The organism is Pseudomonas sp. dw_358 (assembly GCF_018449655.1).
Taxonomy (GTDB): domain Bacteria; phylum Pseudomonadota; class Gammaproteobacteria; order Pseudomonadales; family Pseudomonadaceae; genus Aquipseudomonas.
The window spans coordinates 104269-123803 of sequence record NZ_JAAVUX010000009.1; the positions used below are offsets into that span (position 1 = coordinate 104269).

General features: G+C 61.0%; 22 protein-coding genes. 4 read left to right on the top strand and 18 right to left on the bottom strand.

Features of this window, described 5'->3' with window-relative positions:
* Nucleotides 1-15 precede the first annotated feature (15 nt).
* From zapE to HB675_RS15130, 3 genes are all read right to left on the bottom strand, one after another.
* Entirely contained in the window at nucleotides 16-1113 is a 1098-nt protein-coding gene (gene zapE / locus HB675_RS15120; RefSeq protein ID WP_213879139.1) for a cell division protein ZapE, read from the bottom strand.
* 158 nt (nucleotides 1114-1271) lie between these two features.
* A complete protein-coding gene (locus HB675_RS15125; protein ID WP_213879140.1) occupies nucleotides 1272-2621 on the bottom strand; it encodes a tryptophan--tRNA ligase in 1350 nt (449 codons plus the stop codon).
* A gap of 18 nt (nucleotides 2622-2639) precedes the next feature.
* A complete protein-coding gene (locus HB675_RS15130; RefSeq protein ID WP_213879244.1) occupies nucleotides 2640-3269 on the bottom strand; it encodes an alpha/beta fold hydrolase in 630 nt (209 codons plus the stop codon).
* 146 nt (nucleotides 3270-3415) lie between these two features.
* Between HB675_RS15130 and HB675_RS15135 the strand changes: the two genes are divergently transcribed.
* Complete coding sequence (locus HB675_RS15135) at nucleotides 3416-3856, top strand: DUF1043 family protein (RefSeq protein ID WP_213879141.1); 441 nt, start codon at nucleotides 3416-3418, stop codon at nucleotides 3854-3856.
* A 71-nt stretch (nucleotides 3857-3927) separates the two neighbouring features.
* Here the strand turns inward: HB675_RS15135 and HB675_RS15140 are convergent, their stop codons facing one another.
* The 5 genes from HB675_RS15140 to HB675_RS15155 form a co-directional block, all read right to left on the bottom strand.
* Nucleotides 3928-4431 (bottom strand): hypothetical protein, encoded by a 504-nt coding sequence (locus HB675_RS15140; RefSeq protein ID WP_213879142.1) that lies wholly within the window; start codon nucleotides 4429-4431, stop codon nucleotides 3928-3930.
* A gap of 99 nt (nucleotides 4432-4530) precedes the next feature.
* Nucleotides 4531-4653: a hypothetical protein gene (locus tag HB675_RS25905; protein ID WP_256737564.1), complete on the bottom strand. Its 123-nt coding sequence runs from the start codon at nucleotides 4651-4653 to the stop codon at nucleotides 4531-4533.
* 66 nt (nucleotides 4654-4719) lie between these two features.
* Nucleotides 4720-6621 (bottom strand): sulfate adenylyltransferase subunit CysN, encoded by a 1902-nt coding sequence (cysN, locus tag HB675_RS15145; RefSeq protein ID WP_213879143.1) that lies wholly within the window; start codon nucleotides 6619-6621, stop codon nucleotides 4720-4722.
* A 14-nt stretch (nucleotides 6622-6635) separates the two neighbouring features.
* Nucleotides 6636-7553 carry a sulfate adenylyltransferase subunit CysD gene (gene cysD, locus HB675_RS15150; protein WP_213879144.1) on the bottom strand — a complete coding sequence of 306 codons (918 nt, stop codon included), beginning with the start codon at nucleotides 7551-7553 and terminating at the stop codon, nucleotides 6636-6638.
* A gap of 173 nt (nucleotides 7554-7726) precedes the next feature.
* Nucleotides 7727-8485, bottom strand: coding sequence for a Nif3-like dinuclear metal center hexameric protein (locus tag HB675_RS15155; protein ID WP_213879145.1), 759 nt, complete (start codon nucleotides 8483-8485; stop codon nucleotides 7727-7729).
* 169 nt (nucleotides 8486-8654) lie between these two features.
* Between HB675_RS15155 and algW the strand changes: the two genes are divergently transcribed.
* Nucleotides 8655-9812 carry a Do family serine endopeptidase AlgW gene (gene algW / locus HB675_RS15160; protein WP_213879146.1) on the top strand — a complete coding sequence of 386 codons (1158 nt, stop codon included), beginning with the start codon at nucleotides 8655-8657 and terminating at the stop codon, nucleotides 9810-9812.
* Nucleotides 9813-9904: 92 nt separating this feature from the next.
* Here the strand turns inward: algW and hisC are convergent, their stop codons facing one another.
* The 10 genes from hisC to HB675_RS15210 form a co-directional block, all read right to left on the bottom strand.
* Nucleotides 9905-10948 (bottom strand): histidinol-phosphate transaminase, encoded by a 1044-nt coding sequence (gene hisC / locus HB675_RS15165; RefSeq protein ID WP_213879147.1) that lies wholly within the window; start codon nucleotides 10946-10948, stop codon nucleotides 9905-9907.
* Nucleotide 10949: 1 nt separating this feature from the next.
* Nucleotides 10950-12275, bottom strand: coding sequence for a histidinol dehydrogenase (hisD, locus tag HB675_RS15170; RefSeq protein WP_213879148.1), 1326 nt, complete (start codon nucleotides 12273-12275; stop codon nucleotides 10950-10952).
* Between the two features lie 132 nt (nucleotides 12276-12407).
* Nucleotides 12408-13043, bottom strand: a complete 636-nt coding sequence (gene hisG, locus HB675_RS15175; RefSeq protein ID WP_213879149.1) for an ATP phosphoribosyltransferase — start codon at nucleotides 13041-13043, stop codon at nucleotides 12408-12410.
* Nucleotides 13044-13093: 50 nt separating this feature from the next.
* Nucleotides 13094-14359 carry a UDP-N-acetylglucosamine 1-carboxyvinyltransferase gene (murA, locus tag HB675_RS15180; protein ID WP_213879150.1) on the bottom strand — a complete coding sequence of 422 codons (1266 nt, stop codon included), beginning with the start codon at nucleotides 14357-14359 and terminating at the stop codon, nucleotides 13094-13096.
* Between the two features lie 22 nt (nucleotides 14360-14381).
* The gene (locus tag HB675_RS15185) at nucleotides 14382-14621 is read right to left on the bottom strand and encodes a BolA family protein (protein ID WP_213879151.1); all 240 of its coding nucleotides are present in this window, start codon (nucleotides 14619-14621) and stop codon (nucleotides 14382-14384) included.
* Nucleotides 14622-14736: 115 nt separating this feature from the next.
* Nucleotides 14737-15042, bottom strand: a complete 306-nt coding sequence (locus tag HB675_RS15190) for an STAS domain-containing protein (protein ID WP_213879152.1) — start codon at nucleotides 15040-15042, stop codon at nucleotides 14737-14739.
* The gene (locus HB675_RS15195; protein WP_213879153.1) at nucleotides 15039-15695 is read right to left on the bottom strand and encodes an ABC transporter substrate-binding protein; all 657 of its coding nucleotides are present in this window, start codon (nucleotides 15693-15695) and stop codon (nucleotides 15039-15041) included. Before HB675_RS15195 ends, HB675_RS15190 begins: the two co-directional genes overlap by 4 nt.
* Before the next feature lie 11 nt (nucleotides 15696-15706).
* On the bottom strand, nucleotides 15707-16174 hold the full coding sequence (mlaD, locus tag HB675_RS15200; protein ID WP_213879154.1) for an outer membrane lipid asymmetry maintenance protein MlaD: 468 nt from the start codon (nucleotides 16172-16174) through the stop codon (nucleotides 15707-15709).
* Nucleotides 16174-16971, bottom strand: coding sequence for a lipid asymmetry maintenance ABC transporter permease subunit MlaE (gene mlaE / locus HB675_RS15205; RefSeq protein WP_213879155.1), 798 nt, complete (start codon nucleotides 16969-16971; stop codon nucleotides 16174-16176). The genes mlaD and mlaE overlap by 1 nt, the downstream gene beginning before the upstream one ends.
* A complete protein-coding gene (locus HB675_RS15210; protein WP_213879156.1) occupies nucleotides 16971-17780 on the bottom strand; it encodes an ATP-binding cassette domain-containing protein in 810 nt (269 codons plus the stop codon). Before HB675_RS15210 ends, mlaE begins: the two co-directional genes overlap by 1 nt.
* A 234-nt stretch (nucleotides 17781-18014) precedes the next feature.
* On the opposite strand from HB675_RS15210, the gene HB675_RS15215 reads away from it, so the two are divergent.
* A complete protein-coding gene (locus HB675_RS15215; RefSeq protein WP_213879157.1) occupies nucleotides 18015-18989 on the top strand; it encodes a KpsF/GutQ family sugar-phosphate isomerase in 975 nt (324 codons plus the stop codon).
* Nucleotides 18990-19529 carry an HAD family hydrolase gene (locus tag HB675_RS15220; RefSeq protein ID WP_213879158.1) on the top strand — a complete coding sequence of 180 codons (540 nt, stop codon included), beginning with the start codon at nucleotides 18990-18992 and terminating at the stop codon, nucleotides 19527-19529. It begins immediately after the preceding gene.
* Nucleotides 19530-19535: the final 6 nt, after the last annotated feature.

Here is a 19535-nt window from a genome sequence, read left to right on the forward strand (position 1 = left end):
CCGCCACCCTGGCGTTCAAGGCCTGTGTGCCCGCGCCAGGAACTCGTGGGACTGCATCTCCAGCAACCGGCTCAAGGTCCGCTGGAATTCGAAATTCAGCCGCCCGCCGGTATACAGATCCTTGAGCTCGACCTGCGCCGAGATAATCAGCTTGACGTTGCGATCGTAGAATTCGTCGACCATGTTGATGAAGCGCCGGGCGATGTCGTCGGTCGTCACGTTCATCTGTTCCACGCCACTGAGCAGCACGGCGTTGAAGATCTTGCCCAGTTCGATGTAATCGTTCTGGCTGCGCGGGCCGTCACACAGTTCGCGAAAGTCAAACCAGGCTACGTCGTCACAGGTGCGCAGGGCGTGGATCACCCGGTTCTCGACGGTCAGCGGGTCGTTGGTCTTGACCTTGTTGCTGTTATGGGTGAGCGCCTTGAAGCTCTCTTCCATGCTCTTCTGCGCCGCTTCGTTGAGCGGAAAATGGAACAGCTCGGCCTGCTCCAGGTGGCGCAGGCGATAGTCGACACCGCTATCGACGTTGACGATCTCGGTGTTCTCCTTGATCAGCGCGATCGCTGGCAGAAAGCGCGCGCGCTGCAGGCCGTCCTTGTACAAGCCGTCGGGCACGATGTTGGAGGTGGCCACCAAGGTCACGCCGTTCTTGAACAACTCCTCCATCAAGGTGCCGAGGATCATGGCATCGGTGATGTCGGAGACGAAGAATTCGTCGAAACAGATGACCCGGGCTTCGTCGGCAAACCGCCGCGCGATCACCGTCAGAGGGTTCTTCTGATCCTTGAGGGTCTTGAGCTCTTCGTGGACGCGCTTCATGAAGCGGTGAAAGTGCGTGCGCACCTTCTGCTCGAATGGCAAGGCATCGAAGAAGGTGTCCACCAGGTAGGTTTTACCGCGCCCTACCCCGCCCCAGAAATACAGACCCTTGACCGGCTTCTGTTCTTTCTTGCCAAACAGTTTGCCGAACACGCCCGGCTTGTTGTCCTGGGCGGCGATCAGGTCGTCGTAAAGACGCTGAAGATGACGCACAGCCGTTTCCTGCGCCGCGTCATGAAAAAAATCAGGGCGTTCGAGATCTGCTTGGTATCGTTCTAGGGGCGTCGTCATATTCGTTAGCAAGGCAACAAAAACGGGCGGTCACTGTAGCGACGGCTCGGGATAATGGCAATCCAACTCGCGACGTTCTGTCGCATTGGGTCCTTTTTGGTCGCGCCATCACGATCAGCCATGACTGGCGCGGGAGCCGGGCGGGTGTAGATGTCTGGTCAATCGACCTGTGGCTGCAATGCTGCGCGCAACACGTCAATGGCCACCTCACGGGCGCCCGCGTCGGCGAACGCCGGGCTGTCGGCCACACAGACGCCATTCAGCCACAGGGTAAAGCTATGCAGTTCAGGACGCACGTCCAGTGGCGCGCCGCTTTGCAGCTGTTTGCTCACTGCCCCGGCAGCCTTGCCATCGGCAAAGGTGCGCGACAGCAGCAATTGCTCGCCATCGGCGGCCAGCAGGCGGAAGCGGAAACTGCCGTCGTCTTCTCTGAAGCTGACAAAGCGCGCGCCTTTGCTGACCTTCTTCTTTGCCGTGGTCGTCACCTGCACGTGCTCGCGGAAAGAGCGCAGGCCGACGGCCTCGCGCAACTCGCCGAGGAACGGGGTCGCGACCTTGCGGGCCTTCTGTGCCCCGGCCAGCAGGATGTCTTCCAGGTCGGCCGGACGCTCGATCAGGCGCAGGTACGCTTCCCTCGGCTCAGCCAGCTGGCTGTCCAACAGCTGGAACAGCCGTGATTTGGCCTCGCCCCAACCCAGCCCCTGCAAGAGGTCATCACGGAATTCAGCGCTGCCCTGCAGCGTCGCGAAGGCCTGAAACAGCGTGAACAGGTGCGAGTTGTCCGGATCCTTCGCCTCACCTGGAGCCTTGGAGTCGGTGACAATGCGCGAGATCGCCTCCTTCATGTCCTTGCCGCTGCTGAACAACGGGATGGTGTTGTCGTAGCTTTTCGACATTTTGCGGCCATCCAGACCCGGCAGTGTGGCCACGCTCTCTTCGATCAAGGCTTCGGGCATCACAAAGAATTCCTTGCCCTGGCCGAACAAGTGATTGAAACGCTGACCGATGTCACGGGCCATTTCCACGTGCTGGATCTGGTCGCGACCCACTGGCACCTTGTGGGCGTTGAACATGAGGATGTCGGCAGCCATCAGTACCGGATAGCTGTACAGCCCCATGGTGATTCCAGCGTCCGGGTCTTCGCCGGTCTCGACGTTCTTGTCCACCGAGGCCTTGTAAGCATGGGCACGGTTAAGCAGGCCCTTGGCCGCAACACAGGTCAGCAACCAGGTCAGCTCGGGGATCTCCGGGATGTCGGACTGCCGATAGAAGGTCACGCGGTCGACGTCCAGCCCGGCAGCCAGCCAGGTCGCGGCGATTTCCAGACGTGAGCGCTGGATACGCAACGGCTCGTCGCACTTGATCAGCGCGTGGTAGTCGGCCAGGAAGTAGAACGAGTCGGCATCGCTTTGGCGGCTGGCGACGATGGCCGGGCGAATCGCCCCGGCATAGTTGCCCAGATGAGGCGTGCCCGTGGTAGTGATGCCGGTGAGGATACGAGTGGTCATATTTGAATTCTTTTGCAATCAGTTCGAAAGGCGCGGCAAAACCAGATCTTTCAGGTCGGTCAGCTTGCCGTGAAAAAAGTGCCCGCATTCTGCCACTTTCAGCAGTTCATGGGGACGGCTGAGCGCGCCGGACCAGTCATAGACCTTCTGCGGCTCTACCACTTCGTCGGTTTCTGGCTGAATGACGATCAACGGGCACTGCGACGGCAAGGGGTGCTCGGCGGTCAGGCGCATCACGGCCGGTGCCACCATGAACAGCCTTTCCACCGGTTGCCCGGTCGCTTCAAGGCGCCCGGCAAGGCTGGCCGCAACAAAGCCGCCAAAGGAAAAGCCCAGCAGCGTCATGGGCAGTTCCGGGTGCTGCGCGTGCAGCCAGGCCGCCGCCGCCTGGGCATCGTCCACCTCGCCAGTGCCCATGTCGTGGCCGCCTGCACTGGCGCCGGTACCGCGATAATTGAAACGTAATGTAATCAGTCCAGCATCGCGGGCAGTGCGCTGCAGGGTCGAGACGACCTTGTTGAGCATATTGCCACCTTGCACCGGATTCGGATGACAGATCAACGCCACCCCCCGGGGTTCTGCGACTTGCAGGTACAATGCTTCGAGCTGGCCGACCGGGCCGTCGATGAAAAAGGCGGTTTCGCGCATGAGCACGTGATGAACTCCGTGACCTTGAATAGGGTCGACTCGTCTAGTCGATTGACGCTGCCAGGCATATCCGCGTCTTATCGCTGGTATACAGGGCAGGTCCGAGCCGTTAACGTAAAGCAAAGCCGTTTATAGAGGAAGGACTCGTGGATTACTCGCTCTTAGTTTGGCTGTTGCCGACCCTGGCCCTGGTCATCGGCGTCGCCGTCGGCTTCCTGGTCGCACGGGTGCTGCCCAATGCCGTGCCCAACAGCACCCAGCGCCAGCTGGATGACATCCAGGAACGCTTCGACAGCTACCAGAACGAAGTGGTGACGCACTTCAACAGCACCGCGATCCTGGTCAAGAAACTGACCCAGAGCTATCAGGAAGTGCAGGACCATCTCGCCGAGGGCGCCAACCGCCTGGCCCTGGACGAATTGACCCGCCAACGCCTGCTGGCTGCCCTGCACTCCGACAGCACCACCCAGGCCCACCGTGAGCGTCTGACGCCGCCACGGGACACTGAAGTGCCGAAGGACTACGCGCCCAAGGCGCCGAACTCGCCTGGCATGCTCGATGAGCAATACGGACTCAAGCGCAAGTAAAGGCGCTTGCAGTAAACAAGAACGGGGCCCTGGCGGCCCCGTTCTTGTGGGTTACTTGCCTGATGGCCCGCTCAACGGGCCACGATGGTCTTGGCGAAGCACTTGGCGTCTATGTCCGATGCATCGAACACGAACTCGACCACGGGTTGGATGTCGCCAAACAACGTGCGGGTTTGTGCCAGTTCGGTGTGTGGTGCGCGCCACTCCCCCCCAGGCGCCAGCGTGATAGTCGACTTGTCCCAGCCCGAAGGGTTGCCGCCATGGGGCGCATTGCCCAACCTGAAGTGAAGACTGCTCTGGCCACTGACTTTCTGGCGAGTGGTCTGGGTGAGCTTGTAATCAGTGATACTGACCGACCATTGACTGGCCCTGACCTGGTACTCGCCCCTGGCCTCGCCAGTGAAACCCGCCATCTCACAGGAAGCGGACCAGCTTCCGGCCTTGTCAGGCGCCGAGGCGTAAGGATCGGGCGGCGCGTCGTGCCCGAAAAAACCAGCCTGTGCCACACTGACAAACAACATGAGGCCAGTGACGGATGCGATCCGCCCTGCGCACGGGTTAAAGGCTTTATACATAAAACGGCTCCATTCGATAGGCACTCAAAGTGCCTTCGAAGTTAGCCCCCACCGCTACCCACGATAAATCGGAAGACGCGACAGCATTTGTAGGAAGACTCAGCGCACGGCCAGTGCTTCCTGGGCGCTACCCTCGACACAGCGCAGATCGCCCACCATCAAGACACTGTTCTCGGTCGGCAAGGCAGCGGTGTCCAGACTGAAGGCGAGCTGTCCGGACACAAAAAACCCCGCGAAGACTTGAGCCTTCGCGAGGTTTCGATGCAACGCCTGAACAGATTCAGCCGATCAGATCGCGCCACGCACGCGCAGCAGATCCAGCACGGCCTTGACGCCCTCTTCCACCGTCAGCGCCTGAGTGTCGACCACCAGATCAGCGTTGAGCGGCACGTCGTAGGGGAAGGACTCGCCAGGGATGTTGTCCTTGTCAGCAGCGTACAGCCCTTGCGGATCGCGCTCGCGGCAGGCCTGAGGCGATGCCTGGACGTAGACGGTGATCAGGCGCTCGCTGCCAATCAGATCCTTGGCCTGGTCGCGACCGCCCGCATCGGGCGCCACGAACGCGGCCAGCGTCAGCAGGCCGGCCTCGTTGAACTGGCGCGCCACGTGAGCCGCTCGGCGCCAGTTTTCCGTACGCCCGGCACGGTCCTGTGGCAGTCCCTTGTTAAGGTCGTGACGCAAGTTTTGACCATCCAGTACATAAACCGCACGGCCCATGTCGAACAGCTTGCGTTCCACGGCGTAAGCCAAGGTGCTTTTGCCCGCGCCGGAGAGGCCGGTGAAAAGGACCGTGGCGGGCTGTTGCCCCAGGCGCAGTGCCCGCTCTTCGACGGTCACATGGGCCAGCTTGCCGTGGTTGCCGGCACCGCCATGAGGCACCACCGGCGGCGCGATGATCATGCCGGCGCCGACGGTGCCGTTGGTCATGCGGTCGATGACGATAAACGCACCGGTGGTGCGATTACTGTCATAACCGTCCAGGGCAATCGGTGCATCGAGCGCAATGCGCACCTTGCCGATTTCATTGAGCGCGAGGGAGCTGGCGGCGCCCTCGGCCAAGGTGTTCACATCCACGCGGTTGACGATGCTGGCTACCGAACCCGGCACGTAGCTGGTGGCGCGCTTGATGTCGTATTTCTTGCCCGGCAACAGCGGTTCTTCGGCCATCCACACCAGCATGGCCTCGAAGCTGTCGCTGACGGTGGGGATGTTGTCGGCGTGCACCAGCAGATCGCCACGGGAAATATCGATCTCGTCTTCCATGGTCAAGGTCACAGCCTGGCCAGGACCGGCCTGTTCCAGCTCACCTTCGAAGGTGACGATGGACTTGACCCGGCTGCTCTTGCCCGAAGGCAGCACCACCACTTCGTCGCCCTTGTGGACAATGCCGCTGGCCAGGGTCCCGGCGAAACCGCGGAAGTTCAGGTTGGGACGGTTGACGTACTGCACCGGGAATCGCAGGTCGGACAGGTTGCGGTCGGCGGCGACTTCAACCGTTTCGAGAATTTCCATCAGGGTCTGGCCGGTGTACCACGGCGAGCGCTCGCTATGGTTGACCACATTGTCGCCCTTGAGCGCCGACATCGGCACAAAGTGCAGGCTGCTGGGCTTGAGCTTGATGCCCTCGGCGAACTTCAGGTAGTCGGCCTTGATCGACTCGAACAGGCCTTGATCGAAGCCCTTCAGGTCCATTTTGTTGATGGCGACAACGATGTGCTTGATGCCCAGCAACGAGGCAATGAAGCTGTGGCGACGGGTCTGGGTCTGCACACCATAGCGGGCATCCACCAGGATGATCGCCAAGTCACACGTGGAGGCACCCGTGGCCATGTTGCGAGTGTACTGCTCGTGGCCCGGCGTGTCGGCAATGATGAACTTGCGCTTGGCCGTGGAGAAGTAACGGTACGCGACATCGATGGTGATGCCCTGCTCGCGCTCGGCCTGCAGGCCGTCCACCAGCAGCGCCAGGTCGATGTCTTCGCCGGTGGTGCCGACCTTTTTCGAGTCACGAGTGATGGCTTCCAGATGGTCTTCGTAGATCATCTTCGAGTCATGCAGCAGACGGCCGATCAGCGTGCTCTTGCCGTCATCGACGTTGCCACAGGTGAGAAAGCGCAGCAGTTCCTTGCGTTCGTGCTGGGCCAGGTAGGCGAGGATGTCCTCGCTGATCAAATCAGATACGTGCGACATTCAAACATCCCCCCTTAGAAATAACCCTGACGTTTCTTTTCTTCCATGGAGCCGGCGCCGTCATGGTCGATGACCCGGCCCTGGCGTTCGGAAGTACGGGTCAGGAGCATTTCCTGGATGATGTCGGTCAACGAGGTCGCCTCGGACTCGACGGCGCCCGTCAACGGGTAGTCGCCCAGCGTGCGGAAGCGCACCTTTTTCTTGACGATGCGCGCCTTGTCCTCATCGCTGAGATGATTACGCAGGCGATCGTCGTCAATCATGATCCACGTGCCGTTCATCTCGATGACTTCACGTTCGGCAGCAAAGTACAGCGGCACGATCGGGATGCCTTCCAGGTAGATGTACTGCCAGATGTCCAACTCGGTCCAGTTGGACAGCGGAAACACCCGGATCGACTCGCCTTTGTTGACGTTGCCGTTGTACACGTTCCACAACTCGGGACGCTGGTTTTTCGGGTCCCAGCGGTGCTTGGTGTCGCGGAAGGAGTACACGCGCTCTTTGGCACGGGACTTCTCTTCGTCGCGGCGCGCGCCACCGAAGGCGGCGTCGAAACCATGCTTGTCCAAGGCCTGTTTGAGGCCCTCGGTCTTCATGATGTCGGTGTGCTTGGCACTGCCGTGGGTCAGCGGGCTGACATTCTGCGCGACGCCGTCCGGGTTGATGTGGACGATCAGGTCCAGACCCAGATCCTTGACCAACTGGTCACGGAAGGCGTACATCTCCTGGAATTTCCAGCGGGTATCGACGTGCATGACCGGGAACGGCAGCTTGCCCGGGAAGAAGGCCTTGCGCGCCAGATGCAGCATTACAGCGGAGTCCTTGCCCACGGAATAGAGCATCACCGGATTGTCGAACTCGGCGGCGACCTCGCGGATGATATGAATGCTCTCCGCCTCCAGCTGTTTCAAATGCGTCAGTTTGTCGACCATGGCTACTCACGAATCGTTACGGTTATGGGCCCGAAACTGCGGGCTTGGTGCGGCCAGCGGGCCGTGTTCGAGCCGAACACTTTAACATGGCCACTCATTCTATTGATCGGGCCAGCTATATCTAAACGATATAAGAATATGCTCATAAGTTTGGATCAAAAATTCCCCGCCTTTCAGAAAGGGTTGGGGCAATCAATGAACAGATGCTCGACGGCAAACCGCCTGGCCAGATAGTCACCCAGCGCCTGCACGCCATAACGCTCGGTCGCGTGATGGCCGGCGGCGATGAAACTGATGCCGTTCTCCCGCGCACTGTGAAAGGTCTGCTCGGACGCCTCGCCACTGATGAACAGATCGACACCGGCCAGCACCGCCTGATCGATATAACCCTGCCCCCCGCCCGTGCACCAGCCGACCCGGCGAATCATCTGCGAGCCGTCTACCAACAGCGGCTCGCGCCCCATCGCGTGATGCACCTTGCGGGCGAAATCACTGGGCAGCATCGGCTCGGACAACGAACCGACCAAGCCAACCACCTTGGCATTGTTCGGGTCCAGCGGACCTTCCACGGTGATCTCCAGTTGTCGCGCCAGTTGCACGTTGTTGCCCACTTCCGGGTGCAGGTCCAAGGGCAGATGGTAGGCCAAGAGGCTCATATCGTGCTTGAGCAAGGTCTTCAAGCGACGTTGCTTCATACCTGTGATACAGGGATTCTCACCCTTCCAGAAGTAGCCATGGTGGACCAGGATCAAGTCGGCACCGGCGTCGACAGCGGCCTCGAGCAGGGCTTGACTGGCGGTGACGCCACTGACGATACGCATCACCTGCGGACGTCCTTCGACCTGCAGACCGTTGGGGCAGTAATCCTGGATTTTCGCGCTACCAAGGTAACGGTCCGCTTCTTCGACCAGAGTAGTCAGGGCAACCGCCATGGGACCTCCAAAAAGTGCATGTAAAGAGCGTGAAAAGGCCGTCCTGCGCAGTAAAAGCCCTCGTATAATGGCGTCCATTATGGGCCTGAGACCGCCATTGTAGAAACGGCTCAATGGAAATGCGCGCCCTGCCCCTCCACCTTATCCCTGCCACCTGCGGAATCGTTCAATGTTCAAGGCACTGCGTTTTTTTGGCTGGCCGTTGCTCACGGGTGTGCTGATCGCCCTGTTGGTGATCCAACGCTTTCCTGAGTGGGTCGGTCTGCCCAGCCAGGACGTCAACCTGCAACAGGCGCCCCAGGCCGTCAGTTCCTTGCAAGGCCCCGTGACCTATGCCGATGCGGTGGTCGCAGCAGCGCCAGCGGTGGTCAATCTGTACACCACCAAGGCCGTCAACAAGGCCTCGCACCCGCTGTTCGAAGACCCGCAATTCAAGCGTTTTTTCGGTGACAACCTGCCCAAGCAGAAACGCTGGGAATCGAGCCTGGGCTCGGGCGTGATCATGAGCCCCGAAGGTTACGTGCTGACCAACAACCATGTGGTGTCAGGCGCTGACCAGATCGTCGTGGCCCTCAAGGACGGTCGCGAAACCTTGGCCCGGGTGATCGGCAGTGACCCGGAAACCGACCTTGCGGTCATCAAGATCGACCTCAAGAATGTGCCAGCCATCACCATCGGCAGCTCCGACAGCATCCGCACCGGCGACATCGCGCTGGCCATCGGCAACCCGTTCGGCGTCGGGCAAACGGTGACCATGGGCATCATCAGTGCCACCGGTCGCAATCAATTGGGTCTCAACACCTATGAGGACTTCATCCAGACCGATGCGGCCATCAACCCCGGCAACTCGGGCGGCGCCCTGGTGGACGCGCGGGGCAACCTGACCGGCATCAACACGGCTATTTTTTCCAAATCCGGTGGTTCCCAAGGCATCGGCTTTGCCATTCCGACCAAGCTGGCGCTGGAGGTGATGAAGTCGATCATCGAGCATGGCCAGGTGATCCGCGGCTGGCTGGGAATTGAAGTGCAGCCGATGACCGCCGAACTGTCCGAGTCGTTTGGACTGAAGGATCGTCCGGGCATCGTGGTGGCCGGTGTGTTCGCCAACGGACCGGCGGCCAAGGCCGGCCTGAAGTTGGGTGACGTGATCCTGAGTATCGATGGCGAGCTGGCCGGAGATGGCCGCAAGTCAATGAATCAGGTGGCGCGCACCAAGCCGGGGGACAAGATCACCATTCAGGTCATGCGCAACGGCAAGGAGCTGAAGTTGATGGCCGAAGTGGGGATAAGGCCGCCACCGGCGGCGACTCCGACCGAGCAGCCTTGATCGAAAACCGCGTCGCCTGCATCGCGAGCCAGCTCTGCTCCCACAGGGCGCATGCAGTAGCTTGCGATGAGGCTGTCAGCCTCACCGCATGATCAAAGGGCGTTGATCAACGCCTGATTCTGCTCCGGGGTGCCTATGCTGATGCGCAGGAACTGGGCGATCCGCGCCTGTTTGAAGTGCCGCACAATCACCCCCTGCTCACGCAGTTGCGCCGCCAGCTCGCCCGCGTCACGCTGTGGATGACGGGCGAAGATGAAGTTGGCCGCCGACGGCAGCACTTCGAAGCCTTTGCCTTGCAACTGCGCCACCAACTGCTCGCGGCTGTCGATCACGGCCCGGCAGGTCTTGTCGAAGTACTCGCGATCTGCGAATGCAGCGGTTGCGCCCACTACCGCCAGACGATCAATCGGGTAGGAGTTGAAGCTGTTCTTGATTCGTTCCAGCGCCTCGATCAGGTCCGGGTGCCCCACCGCCAGACCGACTCGCAGCCCGGCCAGCGAACGCGACTTGGACAGGGTCTGGGTGACCAGCAGGTTGGGGAAGCGATCCACCAGCGCAATGGCCGTGTCACCGCCGAAATCAATGTAGGCCTCGTCGACCACCACCACCGAGTCCGGGCTATTGGTCAGCAGTTGCTCCACCGCCTCCAGGGTCAACAGGCAACCGGTAGGGGCATTGGGATTGGGAAAAATGATCCCTGCATTGGGCCGCGCGTAATCTTCGACACGAATCTGGAACTGCTCGTCCAGCGGCACCGCTTCGAAAGGAATGCCGTAGAGACCGCAGTACACCGGATAAAAACTGTAGCTGATGTCCGGGAACAGCAGCGGCTGGTCGTGCTGGAACAAGCCGTGGAATATGTGCGCCAGCACTTCATCCGAGCCGTTGCCCAGAAACACCTGGCGCGTCTGCACGCCATAATATTCGGCGACCGCGTGCTTGAGCAGGTCGCTGTTGGGGTCCGGGTACAGCCGCAGGCTGTCACCCAGCTCGGCACGCATGGCCTCGACGGCCTTGGGCGACGGGCCGTAGGGGTTTTCGTTGGTGTTGAGCTTGACCAGGTTGGCCAGCTTGGGCTGTTCGCCCGGCACGTAGGGCACCAGGTCCTTGACGAAGTCGCTCCAGAATTTGCTCATGTCAGTCTCCTTGTTGTTCGTCGAGGATGCGGTATTCTGCGCTGCGCGCGTGAGCGCTCAGGGATTCGCCACGGGCCAGCACCGACGCAGTCTTGCCCAGCACCGAGGCGCCCTGCGGCGAGCAGAAAATGATGGAAGAGCGTTTCTGGAAGTCATACACCCCCAGTGGCGACGAGAACCGTGCGGTGCCCGAGGTTGGCAGCACGTGGTTGGGCCCGGCGCAATAATCACCCAGTGCTTCACTGGTGTGGCGGCCCATGAAGATCGCACCGGCATGGCGGATCTGCGGCAGCCAGGCCTGGGGGTCGGCCACCGACAGCTCTAGGTGCTCCGGAGCAATGCGGTTGGCCACTTCGATGGCTTGTTCCATGTCGCGAACCTTGATCAAGGCGCCACGACCGTTGATGGACGTTTCAATGATGGTGGCGCGATCCATGGTCGGCAGCAGCTTGCTGATGCTCGCGGCGACCTTGTCGAGGAATTCGGCATCCGGGCTGACCAGAATGGCCTGGGCGTCCTCGTCATGCTCGGCCTGGGAGAACAGGTCCATGGCAATCCAGTCCGGGTCGGTGCCCCCGTCGCATACCACGAGGATTTCCGACGGCCCGGCGATCATGTCGATGCCGACCTGGCCAAACACGTGGCGCTTGGCCGTGGCGACGTAGATGTTGCCAGGACCTACCACCTTGTCCACTTTCGGCACGCTTTCGGTGCCGTAAGCCAAGGCAGCCACGGCCTGAGCACCGCCGATGGTGAACACCCGATCAACACCGGCAATGCACGCGGCAGCCAGCACCAGCTCATTGATTTCACCACGGGGCGTGGGTACCACCATGACCACCTCGGTGACGCCGGCGACCTTGGCAGGGATCGCGTTCATCAGCACTGATGACGGGTAGGACGCCTTGCCACCCGGCACATAAAGCCCCGCACGGTCCAGCGGCGTGACCTTCTGCCCCAGCACGGTGCCATCGGCTTCGGTGTAGCTCCAGGAATCCTGTTTTTGTTTCTCGTGATAGCTGCGCACGCGCTCGGCAGCCGTTTCCAGGGCCTGACGCTGCTCGGTGGTGATACGGGTCAACGCCAGTTCCAGCCGCTCGCGGGGCAGGATCAGGTCCGCCATGGAAGCCACTTCCAGGCCATCGAAGCGCTGGGTGAACTCCACCACAGCGGCATCACCGCGCTCGCGCACGGCCTTGATGATGTCGAGCACCCGCTGATTGACCGAATCGTCGGACACGCTTTCCCAGCTCAACAGATGATCCAGATGTTTCGCGAAGTCCGGGTCTGTGGCGTCGAGTCGGCGAATTGCAGTGGGAGCGGTCATAGCGGGGCCTCTAAATGGATGGCAAGTGCTCAGGCGCCCTAAATTACTACGCTATCCGCGCGGGCACCTGAGAATCTGGCTATGACACGGATAGAGGACGAGGTCTGCGCGGGCGATGCCGCGCAGGGGAGATCAGCCGCGGTGTCGGGATTCGACGGCCTGGCGCAGGGTGTCGATCAGGGACTGGATGCGCGCGTGCTGCATTTTCATCGACGCCTTGTTGACCACCAGACGCGAGCTGATCATGGCGATCAACTCCTGAGGTTCGAGGCCGTTGGCACGCAAGGTGTTGCCGGTATCGACGACGTCAATGATCTTGTCGGCCAGACCCACCAATGGCGCCAGCTCCATGGAGCCATAAAGCTTGATGATGTCGACCTGACGCCCTTGTTCGGCATAGTAACGCTTGGCCACGTTGACGAACTTGGTGGCCACGCGCAGACGGCCCTTGGGCTCTGGCACACCGACGGCGCCGGCGGTCATCAGCTTGCACTGAGCGATCTGCAGATCCAGCGGCTCGTACAGGCCCTGACCGCTGTATTCCATCAGCACGTCTTTGCCGGCCACGCCCAGGTCAGCAGCGCCATGCTCCACATAGGTCGGCACATCGGTCGCACGCACGATCAGCAAGCGTACATCGTGCTGAGTCGTGGGGATGATCAGCTTGCGGCTCTTGTCGGGATTCTCGGTCGGTACGATGCCTGCCTCTGCCAGCAACGGCAGGGTGTCATCGAGTATTCGTCCCTTGGACAACGCAATGGTCAGCATGGAAAACATCAACCCTTAAAAATAGAGCGCATCGCTGCGCTCATCAAGTCCTAGCCCGGTACGCGACGGATTTTCGCGCCCAACTGCTGGAGTTTTTCTTCGATGCACTCGTAGCCACGGTCGATGTGGTAAATGCGATCGATCAGCGTGTCGCCTTCCGCCACAAGAGCAGCAATCACCAGGCTCGCCGACGCTCGCAGATCGGTCGCCATGACAGGAGCGCCCTTGAGCTGGGCAGCGCCGGTCACCACGGCAGTGTTGCCCTCGACCAGAATCTGCGCGCCCATGCGAACCATTTCGTAGACGTGCATGAAACGGTTTTCGAACACCGTCTCGATGACCGCGCCCGTGCCCTCGGCGATGGCGTTGAGGGACACGAACTGTGCCTGCATGTCGGTCGGGAAGGCTGGATACGGTGCGGTGCGCAGGTTCACCGCCTTGGGCCGCTTGCCGTGCATGTTCAGCTCGATCCAGTCGTCACCCGAGGTGATCTCGGCGCCGGCTTCACGCAGTTTGTCGAGGACGGCCTCGAGGATGGTCGGATCGGTGTCTTTCAGCTTGACCCGACCGCCAGTAGCGGCCGCCGCCACCAGATAGGTGCCAGTCTCGATGCGGTCAGGCATGACCTTGTAGTGGGCCGAACCCAGACGCTTCACACCGTCAATGGTGATGGTGTCGGTACCGGCGCCTTGAATCTTCGCCCCCATGGCGATCAGGAAGTTGGCCAGATCGACCACTTCCGGCTCGCGCGCGGCGTTCTGCAGTACGCTGCGGCCGTTGGCCAGCGCAGCGGCCATCATGATGTTTTCGGTGCCGGTCACGCTGACGGTGTCAAAAAAGAAGTGCGCGCCACGAAGGCCACCTTCAGGTGCCTTGGCCTTGATGTAGCCAGCTTCGACATCGATTTTCGCGCCCATCGCTTCCAGGCCACGGATATGCAGATCGACCGGGCGCGAACCGATGGCGCAGCCACCGGGCAAGGCCACTTCGGCCTCGCCGAACCGCGCGACCATGGGGCCCAATACCAGGATCGAGGCACGCATGGTCTTGACCAACTCGTAGGGAGCGATCAGGGTCTTGATGGTCCGCGGGTCGATCTCCACGGCCAGCTTTTCGTCGATCACAGGCTCGATGCCCATGCGTCCGAACAGCTCGATCATCGTGGTGATGTCATGCAGGTGCGGCAGGTTGGCGACGGTGACAGGACCATCAGCCAGCAGGGTTGCCGCCAGAATCGGCAGGGCGGAGTTCTTCGCCCCGGAAATGCGGATTTCGCCATCAAGACGAATGCCGCCAGTAATAATCAGTTTATCCATAGGAATCTCGACGCCAATTGGCTCAGGAACGCTCAGCCCAGGCTGCGCTGCTGAAGAATTTCATGGTGACCGCGTGAATACTGCCATCGGCAATCCACGGGTTCAGGTGAGCATAGATCTGTTGTTGACGCTTGACCGGGCTCAGTGCAACCAGTGCGTCATCGATCACGTTCAGCTGAAAATTACAGCCTTCGCCTTCAACTTCCACCAGGGTTCCTGGCAGCTTTTCTTCAAGGAAGCTTTTAACTTCTAGGGCCTGCATGCTCAACCTCGATCGGCGCCCAGTGCGCGCGGGTCGGCCATCATACAAAAAAAGCCCCGCGCCTGCGAACCCGGCTTGCGGTGTTCCGACGTGGGGCCATGTTATCGGCGAACGATCATGCCTGGCCGAACAGATCGGTCACGCCACAGACCTGCGCGATCTTGCGCATGTCCTGAGGCAACGCGCGTACCTGTAGGGTCTTGCCGGCGGCCTGCGCATCCCGGGTGAAAGCCAACAGCAGCGAAACGCCTACGCTGCTGGACTTCTCCACAGCTGAGCAGTCCAGAACGACGGCCTGCGCCGAGGTCGCGGCAATCAGCGCCTTGCCCTGTTTGCGCAAAGCCGCCCCTGAACGGTAGTCGATCACCCCGCTCAAACGCAGTTCGCCCGGAGTGGCCTCTTGCACGGCTGCCTCCGTCATTGCGCAGCCTTGGTGCCGTTGTCGGTGGCATCCTTGGCCTTGGCGACTTCGCCAGCCCAACCGTCGATGGTTTTCTGCAAGTCGTTGCCGTTGCGCTGCATGGCGTCGGCGAACTGGTCACGGAACAACTTGCCCAGGTTGATGCCATTGATGATCACGTTACGAACTTTCCATTCGTTGTCGATCTTGGCCAGGGTGTAGGACACCGGATAAACCGCGCCGCCATTGCCTTTGACGGTCATGTCGACTGTTGTGCGGTCGCCACTTTCATCCTTGGGCGGGGAAACCGTGATGCCCTGGTTGTTGTATTCCAGCAAGGCGTTGCCGTAGAACTGGAACAGCCCGCGCTTGAAGTTATCCTGGAACTGGCTGATCTGTGCCGGGGTGGCGTTACGCGAATACTTGACGGTCATGACGCTCTTGGAAATGCCCTCTGCATCCACCACCGGCCCGACAATGCGGTTCAGCGAATCATAGAACGCGCCAGGGTCCGTCTTGTACTGATCCTTGTGGGCGGCCAGGTCGGCGAGCAACTCCTTGGTGGTGGTGTCGACCACATCGTGAGCAGAAGTCCCTGGCGCCGGCGCGGCATTGGCCCACAGGGGAACCGCGGCCAGAAGGACCAGCAGACTGCGTCGCAGAATCGTCATCATGTAACCGTTCCTCACTTGCTGTCTTTATTGACGGAGTTGAGCATGAACTTGCCGATCAGGTCTTCAAGCACCAGCGACGACTGGGTGTCGTGGATGGTGCCGCCATTGGTCAGGACCTTGTCGTCGCCGCCAACGCTCAGACCGATGTATTTCTCGCCCAGCAGACCGGCGGTGAGGATGGAAGCGGTGGAGTCAACGGGCAGGTTGTTGACTTTCTTGTCTACCACCATCGTCACCCGACCGGTGAAGTGGTCGTGATCCAGATCGATTGCCGTGACCTTGCCGATGGTGACACCGGCCATTGTTACCTTCGCTCTGACCGTCAAACCGGCGATATTGTCGAAGTAGGCGTAAAGCTTGTAAGTATCGGTCTGGGTGCTGGTGGACAACCCGCTGACGCGCAGAGCCAGCAGCAGCAGTGCCAGGATCCCGGCCAGAAGAAACAGGCCGACACCGACCTCAAGGGAGCGGTTTTGCATCAGAAATCTCCAAACATCAAGGCGGTCAGAATAAAGTCCAGGCCCAGTACGGCCAGTGAGGCGTACACCACGGTCTTGGTGGTGGCGCGACTGATGCCCTCGGAAGTGGGCTCGCAGTCATACCCCTGGAAAACGGCGATCCAAGTGACGACAAAAGCGAACACGACGCTCTTGATGACACCGTTGAGCACGTCTTCGTTGAAATTGACACTGTTCTGCATGTTGGACCAGAAAGAACCCTGGTACACACCCAGCCAGTCGATTGCGACCCAGGAGCCGCCCCAGATCCCTACCACACTGAAGATGATTGCCAGCAGCGGCAGGGAAATGAAACCGGCCCACAGGCGTGGCGAGACAATGTACTTGAGCGGGTCGACCCCGATCATTTCCAGGCTCGACAGCTGCTCGGTGGACTTCATGTTGCCGATTTCAGCGGTCAGCGCCGACCCGGCGCGCCCGGCGAACAACAAGGCGGTGACCACCGGTCCCAGCTCGCGCAGCAGCGTCAGCGCCACCATCTGGCCGGTCGCCTGTTCGGAGCCGTACTTGGCAAGAATGCTGAACCCCTGCAGGGCCAGCACCATCCCGATGAACATGCCGGAAACCACGACGATCAGCAGGGACATGACCCCGACCGAGTAAAGCTGTTTCACCAGCAGCGAAAAGCTGCCTTTGGTCGAACCACGGCCTAACAGGGCATGCACCAGGAACAACCCGGAGCGCCCCAGTACGCTGACCGTGTCGATCGCAGCGCGACCGAACAGGCGAATGCGTTCAGTAATGGATTTTCGGCGCATCAACGCGTCCCCAGCAGATCGGCGCGGAAATCGGGCGCAGGATAATGGAAAGGCACCGGTCCGTCCGGGTCGCCCTTCATGAATTGGCGGATACGCGGGTTGTCCGAACCCATCAGCTCGGCCGGCGTACCCTGCCCCAGCACCTGACCATCCCCCACGACATAGAGATAGTCGGCGATACTGGCCGTCTCCGACAAATCGTGGGACACGACGATGCTGGTAATGCCCAGCGCATCGTTGAGCAGACGGATCAGGCGCACCAGCACGCCCATGGCGATCGGGTCCTGGCCCACGAAGGGTTCATCGTACATGAGGATCTGCGGGTCCATGGCGATGGCACGCGCCAGGGCCACGCGACGCTTCATCCCGCCGGAAAGTTCGTCGGGCATCAGTTCGATGGCGCCCCGCAGGCCGACGGCCTGAAGCTTGAGCAGGACGATGTCGCGGATCATCTCTTCCGGGAGGTCGGTGTGCACCCGCAACGGGAAGGCCACGTTCTCGAACACATCCAGGTCGGTGAACAGGGCCCCGCTCTGAAACAGCACGCCCATGTGCTTGCGCGCATCGAACAGATCGCTCCGCGACAAGGCCGGCAGATTCTGGCCGTTGACCCACACTTCACCCTGGGTCGGTCGAAGCTGTGCGCCCATCAAACGCAGCAATGTGGTCTTGCCGCTTCCTGAAGGCCCCATGATCCCGGTGACCTTGCCCCGTGGAATGCGGATGTCGACGTTTTTGAAGATGCTCCGCGAACCGCGCTGGAAGGACACCCCTTTCAACTCGACCGCGTAGTCGTTCTCGGCACTCATTGGAACTCCTTGCAATACGGCCCCTTCACTCCGACAGCGCCCTCTGGAAAAGGGTTCGCTAACCAAGCGGGCCGAACGAGCCGCGCACTATATCACCGCAGGTACAGGCGGCCCAAGGACGATAAACAGCTTGTTACGCATCCAGACAGGTAAGTAGACGATGAATGCAGTGTGAGGCTTCATCGCTTTACCGCTATAATCGCCGCCTTTTCGTCAGGCAACCCGATTTTGTCCATGAGCCAGTCCAGCGAGTTGATCCAGTCCGCGCAACGCACCATCCGCTTCGAGATCGAAGCGGTTGAGGGTTTGCTCGCGCACATCAATGCCGATTTCGTGCGCGCCTGCGAGGTCATTCTCGCCAGCACTGGCCGCGTCGTGGTCCTGGGCATGGGCAAGTCAGGGCACATCGGCAACAAGATCGCCGCCACCCTGGCCAGTACCGGCACACCCTCGTTCTTCGTGCACCCGGCCGAGGCCAGCCACGGCGACATGGGCATGATCACCCGCGACGACATCATCCTCGCCCTGTCCAACTCGGGCTCGACAGCGGAAATCGTTACCTTGCTGCCGCTGATCAAGCGCATGGGTATCAAGCTGATCAGCCTGACCGGCAATCCGGATTCGCCGCTGGCCCAGGCGGCGGACGTCAATCTCGATGCCCGAGTGGCCCAGGAGGCCTGCCCGCTGAATCTGGCCCCCACCTCATCGACCACCGCCGCGCTGGTGATGGGCGATGCACTGGCCATTGCGCTGCTGGAGGCCCGCGGCTTCACCGCCGAGGATTTCGCCTTCTCGCATCCGGGCGGTGCCCTGGGCCGGCGCCTGTTGCTTAAAGTGGAAAACGTCATGCACAGCGGCGGCGCCCTGCCGCAGGTGCAGCGAGGTACCCTGCTGCGCGATGCGCTGATGGAGATGACCCGTAAAGGTCTGGGCATGACCGCCATTGTCGAAACCGACGGACGTCTGGCCGGGATCTTCACGGACGGCGACCTGCGCCGCACCCTGGACCGCGAACTGGATATCCGCAGCGCCACCATTGACGAGGTGATGACCCGGCATGGCAAGACCGCACGCCCGGAAATGCTGGCGGCCGAAGCGTTGAAAATCATGGAAGACCACAAGATCGGCGCGCTGATCGTGGTCGACGAGGCAGACCGCCCCATCGGCGCTTTCAACCTCGGCGATCTGCTGCGCGCGGGAGTAATGTAAATGAGCCTGTCCGCGGTCAATGACCACCTGCTGCAACGCGCCCTGAACGTCAAGCTGGCGATATTCGACGTCGACGGCGTGCTCACCGACGGCCGCCTGTACTTCCTGGAAGACGGCAGCGAGATCAAGACCTTCAGCACCTTGGATGGCCAAGGCATCAAGATGCTGATCAATTCCGGCGTCAGCACGGCGATCATCACCGGGCGCTCGTCGGTCATGGTCCAGCGCCGCGCCAAGAGCCTGGGCATCGCCCACCTCTATCAAGGCCGAGAAGACAAGCTGGCCGTGCTCGATGAGCTGCTGGCGCAACTGGGTCTGGGCTATGAAGAGGTCGCCTACCTCGGTGATGATCTGCCCGACCTGCCCGTGATCCGTCGTGTCGCGCTGGGCATGGCGGTGGCCAATGCCAACCATTTCGTCAAGCAGCATGCCGCCGGCGTGACCGCTGCCCGCGGCGGCGAAGGGGCCGCCCGCGAGTTCTGCGAACTGATTCTGTGCGCCCAAGGCAACCTCGATGCTGCCCTGGCTGCCTACCTCTAGAGTTGA